14 protein-coding genes and 1 pseudogene are annotated in these 13,759 nt (G+C 27.3%); 5 read left to right on the plus strand and 10 right to left on the minus strand.

Features of this window, described 5'->3' with window-relative positions; all coding sequences use genetic code 11:
- Nucleotides 1-2: 2 nt before the first annotated feature.
- Genes EPJ72_RS08730 through EPJ72_RS08745 form a run of 4 tightly spaced genes read right to left on the minus strand, consistent with a single transcriptional unit; the run spans nt 3 to nt 2,622 of the window.
- A complete protein-coding gene (locus tag EPJ72_RS08730) occupies nt 3-941 on the minus strand; it encodes a tetratricopeptide repeat protein (protein ID WP_147731786.1) in 939 nt (312 codons plus the stop codon).
- Nucleotides 942-950: 9 nt separating this feature from the next.
- Nucleotides 951-1,352 (minus strand): bactofilin family protein, encoded by a 402-nt coding sequence (locus EPJ72_RS08735; RefSeq protein WP_147731787.1) that lies wholly within the window; start codon nt 1,350-1,352, stop codon nt 951-953.
- On the minus strand, nt 1,352-2,182 hold the full coding sequence (locus tag EPJ72_RS08740) for a CheR family methyltransferase (RefSeq protein WP_147731788.1): 831 nt from the start codon (nt 2,180-2,182) through the stop codon (nt 1,352-1,354). Before EPJ72_RS08740 ends, EPJ72_RS08735 begins: the two co-directional genes overlap by 1 nt.
- 23 nt (nt 2,183-2,205) lie before the next feature.
- On the minus strand, nt 2,206-2,622 hold the full coding sequence (locus EPJ72_RS08745) for a response regulator (RefSeq protein WP_147731789.1): 417 nt from the start codon (nt 2,620-2,622) through the stop codon (nt 2,206-2,208).
- Between the two features lie 493 nt (nt 2,623-3,115).
- Here EPJ72_RS08745 and efp point away from each other — a divergent pair, with 493 nt between their 5' ends.
- The gene (efp, locus tag EPJ72_RS08750; protein ID WP_147731790.1) at nt 3,116-3,676 is read left to right on the plus strand and encodes an elongation factor P; all 561 of its coding nucleotides are present in this window, start codon (nt 3,116-3,118) and stop codon (nt 3,674-3,676) included.
- Between the two features lies 1 nt (nt 3,677).
- Nucleotides 3,678-4,253, plus strand: a complete 576-nt coding sequence (locus tag EPJ72_RS08755; RefSeq protein WP_147731791.1) for a hypothetical protein — start codon at nt 3,678-3,680, stop codon at nt 4,251-4,253.
- Here EPJ72_RS08755 and EPJ72_RS08760 read toward each other — a convergent pair.
- The gene (locus EPJ72_RS08760) at nt 4,247-4,609 is read right to left on the minus strand and encodes a hypothetical protein (RefSeq protein WP_147731792.1); all 363 of its coding nucleotides are present in this window, start codon (nt 4,607-4,609) and stop codon (nt 4,247-4,249) included. The two genes, EPJ72_RS08755 and EPJ72_RS08760, sit on opposite strands and share 7 nt — an antisense overlap.
- 193 nt (nt 4,610-4,802) lie before the next feature.
- Here EPJ72_RS08760 and EPJ72_RS08765 point away from each other — a divergent pair, with 193 nt between their 5' ends.
- Complete coding sequence (locus EPJ72_RS08765; RefSeq protein WP_147731793.1) at nt 4,803-5,903, plus strand: ATP-binding protein; 1,101 nt, start codon at nt 4,803-4,805, stop codon at nt 5,901-5,903.
- 191 nt (nt 5,904-6,094) lie between these two features.
- Here the strand turns inward: EPJ72_RS08765 and EPJ72_RS08770 are convergent, their stop codons facing one another.
- The gene (locus EPJ72_RS08770) at nt 6,095-7,378 is read right to left on the minus strand and encodes an adenine-specific methyltransferase EcoRI family protein (protein WP_147731794.1); all 1,284 of its coding nucleotides are present in this window, start codon (nt 7,376-7,378) and stop codon (nt 6,095-6,097) included.
- 221 nt (nt 7,379-7,599) lie between these two features.
- On the opposite strand from EPJ72_RS08770, the gene EPJ72_RS08775 reads away from it, so the two are divergent.
- Nucleotides 7,600-8,751 carry an iron-containing alcohol dehydrogenase gene (locus EPJ72_RS08775; RefSeq protein WP_147731795.1) on the plus strand — a complete coding sequence of 384 codons (1,152 nt, stop codon included), beginning with the start codon at nt 7,600-7,602 and terminating at the stop codon, nt 8,749-8,751.
- 19 nt (nt 8,752-8,770) lie between these two features.
- On the opposite strand, the gene EPJ72_RS08780 is transcribed toward EPJ72_RS08775, so the two are convergent.
- On the minus strand, nt 8,771-9,661 hold the full coding sequence (locus tag EPJ72_RS08780; protein ID WP_147731796.1) for a ribonuclease H-like domain-containing protein: 891 nt from the start codon (nt 9,659-9,661) through the stop codon (nt 8,771-8,773).
- A complete protein-coding gene (cysS, locus tag EPJ72_RS08785) occupies nt 9,636-11,045 on the minus strand; it encodes a cysteine--tRNA ligase (RefSeq protein WP_147731797.1) in 1,410 nt (469 codons plus the stop codon). Before cysS ends, EPJ72_RS08780 begins: the two co-directional genes overlap by 26 nt.
- A gap of 191 nt (nt 11,046-11,236) precedes the next feature.
- Here cysS and EPJ72_RS13060 point away from each other — a divergent pair, with 191 nt between their 5' ends.
- Nucleotides 11,237-12,007: a transposase gene (locus EPJ72_RS13060; RefSeq protein WP_158636893.1), complete on the plus strand. Its 771-nt coding sequence runs from the start codon at nt 11,237-11,239 to the stop codon at nt 12,005-12,007.
- A gap of 213 nt (nt 12,008-12,220) precedes the next feature.
- On the opposite strand, the gene EPJ72_RS08795 is transcribed toward EPJ72_RS13060, so the two are convergent.
- On the minus strand, nt 12,221-12,811 hold the full coding sequence (locus tag EPJ72_RS08795; protein ID WP_147731798.1) for a Type 1 glutamine amidotransferase-like domain-containing protein: 591 nt from the start codon (nt 12,809-12,811) through the stop codon (nt 12,221-12,223).
- Between the two features lie 85 nt (nt 12,812-12,896).
- A pseudogene (locus tag EPJ72_RS08800) lies at nt 12,897-13,547 on the minus strand (IS1595 family transposase).
- Between the last annotated feature and the right edge of the window lie 212 nt (nt 13,548-13,759).

Below are 13,759 nucleotides of genomic sequence, written 5' to 3' on the forward strand. Positions count from 1 at the left end.
TACTATAATCTCCTTAATGCGTCCCTAGCGGGTTTATAGTTATTATCTATTTTTAATGCTTCTCTAAACATAGCAATTGCTTCACTAACTCGCTTTGTTCTTCTAAATAATTCCCCTATACTATAATATAAATCAGGATTTTTGTCATCTAATAATAATGCTTTTTTGTAAAAAAATTCACTTTCTTTATAAAGCCCCTGCCTATAATATAAATCCCCAAGCTTAGAATAGGATTTAGCCTCAAGCTTATAATCATTGTTAAACTTGCCGTCTATATAAGAAAGTATTTGTATTGCTTTAGTATAATTTTTATTTCCTTCATAAGCAACAGCAAGCTCATAATATAATTCTAAGTTCAAAAACTCTTTATTATTCTCTGTATCCCTTTTTATAGCATATTCTAAATTATCTATCGCCTCTTTATAATATCCAATCTTATAACATATCTTAGCAAGCTCTATCACTGTAGATACTCTATTATCGCCATTTTTTATAGCTTCTAAATAAGAATTATAAGAATCAATATAATAAGAACTTCCAAGCCTCTGAAATCCATAAGCTAATCTCTGATATATTATATATTTATTCTTTATAAACTTTGATGTTAATAACATCTGCTTGGCATATTTAGTAATATTCTCGCTTGCTGTTGTAATAATATCTTTATCTGTAGTTATTAAAAGAATATTATAATATAAATCAATACCTGCCATTAATATATTTTTATTTAAAGGCTTTTTGCTGTAAAGATCTTTAAATATAAAAGAAGCATTATCATAATCTTCTAAAGCTATATAATCATAAATATATCTAATTCTCTTTCTTTCTATATAGTTTGAAATAAATAAATAAGATAATACAGCTATTATAATAATACCTGCTAAAGCTACAATAATGATTTTTGCATTAATCTTTCTTTCAACATCATATAAATAAGGCATATTATAATATTATTGATTATTATCTGAAGAGTTATATAAATTAAGTATAGTTTCTTTAGGGTTAGTTTTAGGCTCAGGCGATACTATACAAACTCCTTCAAGTATAACACCGTTTTGTATAATAAGTTCAGGCGTGCGAATCTCTCCAAGAACTCTGCTTGTAGGCATAAGCATCACTCTATTTTTTGCCTCAATATTTCCTATTACTATACCCTCTATAATAGCTGAATTAGTTTTTATATTAGATTTTAACTTTCCGCTATTTCCTACAGTAAGGCTATCAACCTCAAGATTGTCACCTTCGTAACAACCATCTATTCTTAAACTGCCGTTAAGTGTAAACTCACCTCTAAAATATGAACCTTCACCTATTATAGAATTTGATTCTGATATTTCATTCTTTCTAAACATTAAAATACCTCCTCACTTTTAGTATATACAATCGAATCATCTATATTATTAAATTTAAATTTTGTATCAAGTCCAAATAAAGACTCACTATGCCCTATAAATAAAAATCCATGTTTATTTAATATATCATAAAATCTATTAACAGTCAATTTAACAGATTCATTATCAAAATATATAAGCACATTCCTACAAAAAACTATGTCCATATTTAAATATCTATTATTAGGAATGATAAGATTATGATATTCAAAACTAACCATATCTTTTATATCATCTTTTACTTTATATTTTCCATTAGGCATCTCATCAAAATATTTAGTTAAATATTCATTGCTTATATTTGAAACCTTATCTTTATCATAAATGCCTTTTTTTGCCACATCTAAAGATTGAATAGAAATATCCGTAGCATATATCTTTACATTACTTCTATATATATTTGGTGTTTCCATACAAGTCATTGCTATGGAATACGCTTCTTCTCCTGTAGAACAGCCAGAACTCCATATGCGTATAGGCTCTGAATATCTTTTATTGCTTAATACTATAGGCAAAACTTTATTTTTTAATAAATTGAAATTACTCTCTGTTCTAAAGAATTTAGTAAGATTTGTAGTGATATTATCTAAAAATAATTTTAATTCTTGTCTATTTGTAGAAATAAGATGAAAATAATCTCCTACATCAAAAATATTTCTTTCTTTCATAGAAGACTCTATTCTAGATTCTAATATTACCTGATTAATAAGATTAAAACGTATCCCGCTTTTATTATATATAAACTCCTTGAATAAATATAAATATTCTTCACTTAAACTATTATTACTCAAATTAATGATACCGTATTTTTAAATCATTTCTTATCTAGAACCATTTTTATACGCTCTAGAACTTTTTTTCTATCCAAAGGTTTAGTAATATAATTTTTAGCACCAGCAAGGAGTGCCTTTTTAACCATATCTTCTTTACCTAAAGCACTAACCATAACAACTTTCGCATTTTTATCAAACTCTATTATTTTTGTAAGAGCTGTAATACCATCCATTTTAGGCATAGTAATATCCATAGTAACCAAATCCGGTTTTAATTCTTTATACATCATTACGCCTTCTTCGCCGTTTTCTGCTGTACCTACTACTGTATACTGTTCTGATACCAATATCTGCTGCAATTGTTTTACCACAAATGCCGAATCATCTACTAATAAAACTCTAAAAGATTTACCAAATTCATTTATGCCATCTGCTGCTTTTTTATTTATATCAGACATATTATATTACTCCTTAAAACTCTAAAAAATATTATCGTATTAGAAATTATTATAATTTAGTGTAAATTTATAAAATTCTACTAGTATGTATTTGTATATATTTTATCAAAATAATAATTTTTTGCAAGTAAAGATTTACATTTACATTATTATTTTGATAAAATATTAATAACTTTATTAAAAAATATCATACATATGTATAAAAAATAATGCTAAAAATACTTATATATACTTTCTTGTACTTTTTATATTTAATTTTTTATAAGAAAACAAAATATATAAACCTTTATATAACAAAAAACAAATTAATATTCACAATAAATATATTAAGCATAAAAATACTTAAATGACTTTAGCTCTTTATAAAAATAATAATTAGCTAGTATTTTTATTAACTTTAAATTAATTTAATTTGCTATTTTTTTACTAATAAAATATAATGCTTAAACTATCTATCTTAAAAAATATATTATAATAATTAGAGGGTTTATTTATGGACGTTAATGATTTAAGAAAAGGCGATGCTATTATATTAGACGGCGAAACTTACTTAGTAATAGACGCTCACTTTCACAGAGCTCAGCAGAGAAAAGCAAATGTTAGAACTAAATTAAAAAATATGATTAAAGGCAATATGGTTGAAAAAACTTTTGCTTCTACTGAAACTGTTGAAGAGGCTGATATTGCATACAAAAAAGCTCAGTATTTATATAATGAAGGAAATGAGTATATATTCATGATACTTGATAATTATGAACAAGTACATGTTAACGAAGATATACTTGGAGATAATAAATACTATCTCTTAGATAACAGTGAAGTTGATTTACAATATATAAATGATGAAGTTACCGCTGTGAGATTCCCTATACATGTGATTTTAGAAGTTACATATACAGAGCCAGGTTTTAAGGGAGATACTACAGGAAGTACTTTAAAGCCTGCTAAATTAGAAACTGGCATAGAAGTTAATGTTCCTCTTTTCATAAACATTGGAGATAAAATTAAAGTAGATACTAGAGATGATAGCTACGTTGAACGTGTAAATAAATAATATGCTTTATATAGCTTCTATTATATTAGCTTTATTCTTATTCATAATCATTTTTACTGTAAAAGTAAACATATTAATATATATAGCCGTAGCCTTATTTATAATTCATATAATACTTACAAAATCTTTATATAAAACTATAAAAAGGCTATTGCATCTTATACCATATTTTTTAGCTGTATTTATTATTCAAGGGTTAAACTCAAGAGGAGAATATTATAATATATTAGGCATCTACATAGATAAAGTAGGGGCTAATTTTACAATAATATATTTTATTAGAATATTAAGTTTATTATATTTCTTATCTATATTTTTTATTATTATAAAGAAAATTAAAATACCTAATGGAATAATCTTTGATGAAATGATAAGAATTAATATATTTATGAATATAGTAAAAAAATCATTTTTTTTAGAGTTTAATAAAATAAAAGATAAAAATAAAACCTTCAAAGAAAAAATAAATTTAGTAAAAAAATTACTAGAAAATGTGTATAAAGACTCTTTTAAGCTATACCCATACGATAGATTTATCAATAATTACAGAAAATCTCAAAATATAAAAACTTACTGATATCCAAATAAAAATTGAGTACATTTACTGCATAAATAATTCTTAATCAAAACAGCTATAACAATAGTGTCTTCTCTGTTTTCAGTCATAAATATGCCGTTAGCACTTTTATAATATTTATATTTTAATATTTTATTTCTGCCGTCTTTCAATTCCACATTAATAAAAATATAGTTCTCTTTAAAATTATTGTTTACCATATTCTTATATTTAGGCTTTATTCTAATATGCAAACTAGATATAGAGTGCACATTAATAGTTATTGTATTATCATTGATGTTAAAATAGGCTTCAAATATATGATAATAATCTGTATCGCCTTCAATGCATCTTGGAGGTACTATTGCATATATCATATAAAAATTCCTTATATGTAATATTGTTTTAATAATTATTATTTTATATTTTTATAAAATTATGTGAACAATATATAGTTCATGTTTTATATAATTTCATATTAAAAACACTAAAAGTTTGAAAACAAATTATTTATAATATATACTAGAATAATAATTAAGCACTTAAAGCATATTAAAAAAAGAGAATAAAATGTCAAATAATAATAATCAACATCAAAAGCCATTAATGGAAGAGCTTTATAAAGAAGAATTAGAAATATTAAAAAGCAAAGATAAAAATCTAAAGCCAAAAAATTGGGAATTATCCCCTCAAGCTGTGAGAGATTTTATACTAGGCAAAGAGTTTGAAGACGGAAGCGTTATTAAAAAAAAGTTTTACGGAGACGATGCTTTAGTTGAAAGGGCAATAATTACATTAGCAGGCAACAGAGGTTTAATGCTTGTAGGAGAGCCAGGAACTGCAAAAACAATGCTTAGTGAACTTTTATCTGCAGCTATAAGCGGAAACAGCACAATCACAATACAGGGAACTGCTGGAACTAACGAAGATAATATAAAATATTCTTGGAACTATGCTTTACTTTTTGCAAAAGGTCCTGTTGATGAAGCATTAATACCTTCTCCCATTTATACAGGTATGAGCGGCGGATTTATAACAAGATTTGAAGAGATTACAAGATGCCCTATTGAAATACAGGACTCTTTAATAAGCATATTAAGCGATAAAATAATGAATATACCAGAGCAAAACAAAGTATTATTTGCAAATGCTGGTTTTAATATAATAGCTACAGCAAACACAAGAGATAAGGGTATTAATGAGATGAGCAGTGCATTAAAGAGAAGATTTAATTTTGAAACTGTTGATCCTATAAAGGATATAAAATTAGAATCTGAAATAATAACTAATCAATGCGAGAGTTTATTTGAACTTGCCAACATTGATATGAATATAGATTATGATGTAGTTAATGTACTTGCCACTACTTTTAATGAACTTAGAAACGGAATAAGCGAAGATAATACAAAACTTCAGGAGCTTAATTCTATAATGAGTACGGCTGAGGCAGTGTCAGTATATTATCAGTCGGCACTTCATTCCTATTATTATGCCGATGGAAATATCAATATGTCTACAGTAGTAGAAAATCTTATTGGAAGCGTTGCAAAAGAAAACAAAGATGATATATCAAAACTTAGGCACTATTTTAATAATGCTGTAAAAATAAAGGCGCAAAAACTCGGCCGCAGATGGCAGGAATATTATGAGAGCAGAAATATTATAAAATAATTGAGTTTATATATAAAACTATATTCTAATCTTTTATTTTAGGCTTTTAGATGATGATTACACTATAATAGAAAATATAGCAAAAAAAAATAATACTACAGTAAATAAATATATTCAAAATTTAGTTATAAAAAAAATAAAAGAAAATATTATATAAAAAAGTCAATATTTGATTTCAAGAATAATATTTTTTATTCTTTTTGTATAAGAACACGTGACCATTGAGCTTTTTTATTTATTAATGGAATATATTGTTTTTCATTTAATATTTTATATCCTTTTTCTAATATTCCGTTTAATATAGGTCTTGCAGATACAGCAAAAGGCATATCATAATTATTTGGGATAAAATTATTATCAACTATTAATATTCCGTTATCATCATATTTTTTATATTTCTCTGGTATCTCTTCTAATGGAACAATTTTAAAATTTTTAGCTTTTGGTCTATTTATAACTTTTATATTCGTAAACCAATGCCCTGCGGCTCTTGTAAGTTCTCTTTTTGGAGTGAGATACCAGTCTATACTATTATATCCAGACCAGACTTTTTTATTTATAAAATATGGAAGATAAGCCGTATTTAAAACATTAACAATATTAGAAATAATCAAAAACTTTTTGCCGCTCCCTATAACTATATTCCAATAGTCTATAGCCCTTGAAAAAGGCGGATTAGTACAAACTATATCTGCTTCTTCTTTTAATATTTTTAATGATAAATCATCATCAAAAGAGCCTGTATATCCTTTAGGTGTTTCTATAATTTCATTAACTCCGTCTTTAGTAAATATATATCCTTTAGCTCCTGCATTAAACAAATCCATCTGACCGCTGTAATGCGTACATATTAATTTTTTTAATTTTAACCGCATAAAATTTTTAATAAAATAAAGAGCAAAAGCAGATGTATCTTTTTCTGTTCTGCTTTCGCCTACGGCATCATCGCAGTTGCAAAATACGCACTTATTTTCCCAAATATCTATTGGGTACATTTCTACTTCTTTTCCTACATCTTCATAACGAGTGTAAAACTCATCATTATCTATGCGTTTAGCCTTTGTCATAATGTTTTCACGAGTTAATCCTCTTTCTTTGAGTGTTGGGGTTGTTTTCTTTACTATTTTTACAACTGTCTTTTTTTCTGCAGGCTTTATATATATTTCTTTTACAAATAAATCATGCGATTTAATAAAATCTATATACATATCAAACAAAGCATTATTATAAAAATAAATCTCTTTGCTTTTCTGTTCTCTTAAATGAGGAAACTGATTTTTTATGTCATTTTCTACTTGACGCATATTTTTTACTTCGCATGTGAAAATATAAGAATAAATATTGTCTTTTGATTTTCCTGTAGTATTATTATATTCTTTTAATCTTCTTTCAAGATTGTCTGTAATACCAATTTTACATTTTGTTTGTTCTAAAGATGATTGTACTATATAAACATATTCTTTTTTGCTTGCCATAAAATTATCCTGCAATATGAATAAATATATTCTAATAAAATATATATTAAATTTCAAGTTAAAATTAAATTACTATATTTATAAAACTGACAATATATTTCCCTGATTTTTAATATAGCGAATATTCACTATACACAAAAAATAATATTTAATTTAAACAATAAACATACTTTTTCCGAGAATTAATGCAGTAAAATTAATTTTTATTATGATGAGTAAATATGGCTATAATAGAGTTTAAATTACCAACAAAAATAAAATTCGGCATTGATTCTATAGAATGTCTTCATGACACCATCAAGCAATATGGCGGAAGAGTTGTTATTGTAACAGATGGTAACTCTTTTAATCAGATAGGTGTCATAGATAGAATAGTAAGTAAATTAGAAGATAATTTAATGAATGTTATGGTTTATTCTAAAGTTAATTCAAACTCTAATAGTGATGAATCAGATATTATAGCCAATTTAGTAAGATACAGCAAAGCAGAATGCATAGTTGCTATAGGAGGGTTCAAAGTTCAAAATATAGCTAAAGGGGCTTCGGTTGTAGTTACTAACAGCGGGGAAGCTTCAGATTATGTATCTGGTCAAAGTGTATATCATAAACCATTTCCATTAATATCAGTACCAACAATACTTGGTTCTTTATCAGAGATTACTACTGGAATGTATTTGGTAGATAAATATGATGGAATATGCAAAGAATCTACAGATAACAATATATATGTAAGCGACTCTATAATAGACCCTTCATTATACACAACAGTGCCTGTAAAATATTCTATAAGCAGTGCTTTAAGTGTATTTGCTATGGCTTTTGATTTGTATATGAGCACTACTTTAAATGAAATTAATGCTCCTATTATTAAAAATGCTATGAGTATGAGTATAAAGGGACTAGGCAAACTTATATTAGACAGCTCAAATGTGGATAATATATCAAATATAGCTATGGCTAATATGATGTGTGCTATGGCTGGATCTAATGCTGCTCTTGGCACTTCAAGGGCTTTATCTATTGCAATAAATAATATGTATTCTGTTAATAAATCAATTATTGCCTCAATGCTTCTTCCGCATATTATGGAATATTATATACCTGTTGTGCCTGATAAATACACTATACTTGCAGATTTTATTAATGGAGTTGACCCTGAAATGACTCCTTTTGAAATAGCAAGCCAAAGCGGTGAATATATTAAAAAACTTCTTCATGACTTAAATCTTCCTAGAAGACTTAATGAAATAAATATAGACAGAAGTAAATTTAATAATGTTGCAGATATAGCTTTAACATATAGCGGTATGGACAAACTTCCTAAAGCTATGACTCATGATGCTATTACTACAATACTAGATCAAGCTTATTAAAAATCAAATAATAGAAATTTTAATCATCGCTCTTTGGTGAATATTTATGCGGGTGTTTATGAAGATAGTCTATTAATTTTTTATTGGGCTTATAATTATTTACAGAAGGAAGCGTTTTATAATTTAAAAGCGTAGTATTATATTTTTCAGCATATTTATTGTACGCCAAACATAATAAATATTCCAAATTAACAGTATCAAGCAAATTATAATGTATGAGAGAATCTATTGCTGTTTCATCTTTAGTGTCTAAATAATAATTCCAAAGCAAAACGGCTGTATAACCATTCACACCAAGCATATCATCGCCCCTATCAATGCCAACATCCTGCTCTATTTTTTTTAATCCGCCGGTATATCCTAAATCCTTTAACACAAAACGTAAATCTATCTGAGCACATTTTATTTTTGTATTAAAGTATCTCTCCAAAAACGGTATATCAAAACAAGAGCCATTAAAGGTAACAACTATAGAATAATTTTTTATATAATCTAAAAAATCTCTTTCATTTCTGCCATGAACAAATACCTGCATATCCTTTCCGTCATAACACCCTATCACTGTAACATAAGACTTTGCAGGCTTCATACCTGTAGTTTCTATATCTAAAAAAACAATCTTATCCATAAACATAGGATAAAGCCTATAAAGTATTTGATTAGGAAACTTCTTTAAAAAATAATCATAATTTTTTGATTTCAAATTATATATAGATTTTGGAAGTTCATCTTTTAAAGCTTCTCTTATAGAATTAGGCATTGCATAATAATTAATATTTTTTAATGCACTTTGCCAATCTCTCAAACCCTCTTCCCAAAGTAGGGCTTCTTTTTTAGGACCTATACCGCTTATATGCTGATATGTCTTTGTAATCAAATCTATATTATTTTCTTTTCCATTTAACGCCATTTGGTGTATCCATTATCTCTATTCCCATACTATTAAGCTCATCTCTTATCTCATCGGCTCTTTTATAATTCTTCTCTTTTTTTGCTAAAGTACGTTCTTCTATGAGTTTATTTATTTTCTCTTCATCTTCGCTTTCTATTTCTTTTTCGCCTTTCATATTAAAACAGTTTATTATATTATTTACTCTCTCTATAAATTTTATTATAGCATCTCTTGAACTAACATTAATAGAATCAAAAGAAATATTTATACTCTTTATAAAACTAAAAAATACTCCCAAAGCCTCAGAAACATTCAAATCATCATAAATAGATTCAAAGAAATTTTTATTAGCCTCTTCAAGTTCTTTCATTACAGCACTGTCATCAGCATCAGTTTTAACAACATCTTTAAGTCTAAATATAAGGTCATTAACTCTGTCTATTGCACTTTGAGATTGATTGATTCCTTCTATAGTAAAGTTTAATTGCTTTCTATAATGAGAGTTCATAAGTGAATATCTTATAGCCTCAGCAGATAAACCTTTATTAAGCAAATCTCTAAGAGTATAAAAATTACCTTTAGACTTTGACATCTTCTCACCATCAACAATTAAATGCTCGCAGTGAAGCCAATAGTTAACAAACTTCTCATTAAAAGCAGCCTCATTTTGTGCTATTTCATTTTCATGATGAGGGAATTTATTATCAACTCCTCCAGTATGTATATCAAAATGCTTGCCTAAATATTTGCAGCTCATAGCAGAACATTCTATATGCCATCCCGGTCTGCCCTTTCCAAAAGGTGAATCCCAATAAACATCCCCATCTTCTTCTGTATATGCCTTCCAAAGTACAAAGTCGCTTGCATTTTCTTTATCATATTCATCGCTTGAAACTCTTCCTGAAGCACCCTCTTTTAATTCCTGCTTATCAAGATTAGCTAATTCACCATACTCTGGAAATGTGCTTATCTTAAAATATATAGAACCGTCTGCCTCATAAGTATGACCATTTTTTTCTAGAAGTTTTATTATATCTATCATCTCTTTTATATGTTCTGTAGCAGAAGGGTTTACTGTTGCGGGCTTTATTCTTAAAGTTTTTATATCTTCAAAAAATGCATCTTTATATTTTTTTGTGTATTCATTCAATGATATATGATTCTCTTTTGAATTTTTTATAGTTTTATCATCAACATCCGTTAAGTTCATTACTAGTTTTACATTGTATCCGTAATCTTCCAAAACTCTTCTCACCAAATCACTGAATATATAAGCCCTAAAATTACCAATATGTGCATAATTATAAACAGTAGGTCCGCAAGAATACATTCCTACTTCTTTTTCATTCATAGGTTTAAACTCTTCTTTTTGCCTAGTTAATGAATTATAAAACTTAATCATAAAACTATTTCCTTAATAATAATTACATTCAATAAAATATTTTTAACATTTTACTTAAAAGAGTCTATTTGTCAAGGTTTTTAAAAGTTATTTTTGTTTAGGAGTATGAGATATTGGACATTTTTTAGTATAAAAAAAGCAGTATCCTTGTTATAATATTTTGATATAGAAAATAAATAAAGGATACTACTATGAAAAAAGATTATAGCACAGAATTTAAATTATTTATAGTGGATGAAGCATTAAAAACTAAAAATATTAAAAGATTTTTAAAGATAGAAAAAATAAATAAATCCACTTTTTATACTTGGCTTAAAAAATATAAAAATAATGGAACAGTTGCTAATTTTAGTACTAAGCCAAAAACTTCTCCAAACATCTTTAATAATCAAGAAGCTATTAATTTAATTATTGAACTCTATACTAAAGAATATCGAGGTAAGCATTATATTAAAGCATATTTAAATCGTAAAGGCATTAAGATAGGGGTTACAGCTATAGAGAATGTACTAAAAAGAAATAATCTTTGGAGATACAAAATAAAAAAGAAAAAGAAGCGATATGATAAACGAAAATTTGTCTCTAAAATACAAAAAGAAGGCAAAATAGTTCAAATAGACACTAAATATATCAAATTAGGCAGAAAAAGAGTTTATCAATTTACTGCTGTCGATTTAGCTACTCGCTATAGTTGGAGGCAAATCTATGAGGATAAAACACCTTCTAGTGCTTTATCTTTCTTAAAATATGTCTTAAAAACTTCACCTTTTAAGATACAGGCTATACAAACTGCGACCGAAGGAAGTGCCTGTGGCAACAATGGTATGGAATATACTTATCGCTGTATTAATACCTCTAAAATCAATATTTTTGATGAATACTGCTTAAAAAATAAATTAGAGAGAAGATATATTCCTAATAGCATCGCCTTGAATACCGTTACTTCGTCCTTCTTCCGATAATAAACCAAATGTTAACAACTGATAGTCTTCAAATAGATTATTAAAATATATTAAAGAACATTTTTTATGTATATTAGCATGAGAGAAAATCAAGTCAAGGCAAAAACTTTAATATATTTTATTTTATTCTATAAAGATAGCCTTATAAAAATGTAATTACTATTACTTATTGTGTAATTAATTTAGTAAAGTTATTTGCAGGAGTTTTGCGATTTATTTGTTGTGGTTATCACCATCAATTACAATTCCCTGACGGTTGTTAATTGGGCATAGATTCAAATCCGAAAACTCAGTCATTATTTTCTCGGTAACTTTCTTAAATGGTGCTGTAAGATAATGCGGAAGAACATAGAAATCAATCAAATCAAGCCCTGCATCATCTTCTTGTGAGTAGTCCTCTGGCTTTTCATACATTTGCTCGATATATTGGATGCTTGGAGCACATATAATTGCGCCTGCCGACTCGCCGATCATCAATTTTCCATTTGCCAATTCCTTTTTCAGCAGCCCATCAGTTCCCGTTTTACGGAGCTGGTCCATAAGAAAGAAAGAATTTCCGCCGGTAAAATATATCACATCTGCTTCTTCAAAAACAGACTGTATCGTTGAATAAGCCTCCGTTGAAATATCAATTTCAGTTACGATTGCTCCCAACTTTTTGAATAATTTTCGAGCCGAGCCGACATAACCGGTGTAGCCTTCACGCAGTGAAGCTGTTGGAATAAATGCGACTTTCTTATTTTCAATTTCTTCCTTTATCAGACTTCCTACACTTGAAAAGTGCGAACATAAAAATAGTTTCATCAATATTCTCCTTTATAAATTGCGATTTGTTGCTCAATTTCGTATTCAAATTATAACATAAAACTTGTAGGGCTGTCCTAGATAACTAAAAAAGCTCCTTTCTTGCTAAATTATATATAATTTCCAACTGTTTTTCAACTTTTGGATTATTAAATCTAAATTGACACTCTTTAATAAATAAGTGAAAATGTTCTTTTGGTATTCCATTAAATTTACGAAGATGTCTCTTTGCTTGATTCCAAAAGTTCTCTATACCATTAATATGGTTCTTTTCTTCAGCAAACTTTTCACTATGATTAATTCTAAAGTGTTTAAATTCAGAGACATCTAATACATCATAACTATGATAATAATCTGAATAAACTATACTATCTGGCTGTACTTTTTGCCTAATAATAGGCATTAATTTTAGTATTATTTATTATTTTTATATATACTTTTCCGCCTCTTTTTAATAAACCAAACACTGGTATTTTATATGCAAGCTCCTCTTCCTCTTTTTCCTTTTCTTTTGCCTCCAAAATAACTTTACGAAGTACACCCTTGCGGTGCCATCTGCTTCTATTTCTCCATTAAAAACTTCTTCTTCTTTTTCTTTCTCATATTCAAATATTAATTCTCTTAATCTTAAAAAATAATACGAAGCTGCAGTCTTATTAACCTTAACTAAAACTGAAGCTGTCCTTGCTGCAGTTCCTGCTGCAAAATGTTCTATTAATTTTAATTGTTTATTAATTTACTGCGTTTCATACTTAAATTTTAACAAATTTTAGTTATCTAGGACAGCCCCAATAAAAATATCACAGTAGAATTATTGAGATAAAAATTAAAAGAATATACACATTTTTATAACAATCAAAGATTGATTTCTTCGTTATTGTATATTACAATCAAAGAAAGAATCAAAAATATTATAGCAAGTAAAAGTACAATATCTATGGCTCCATG

It is taken from the genome of Brachyspira pilosicoli, assembly GCF_008016535.1.
Taxonomy (GTDB): Bacteria; Spirochaetota; Brachyspiria; order Brachyspirales; family Brachyspiraceae; genus Brachyspira; species Brachyspira pilosicoli_A.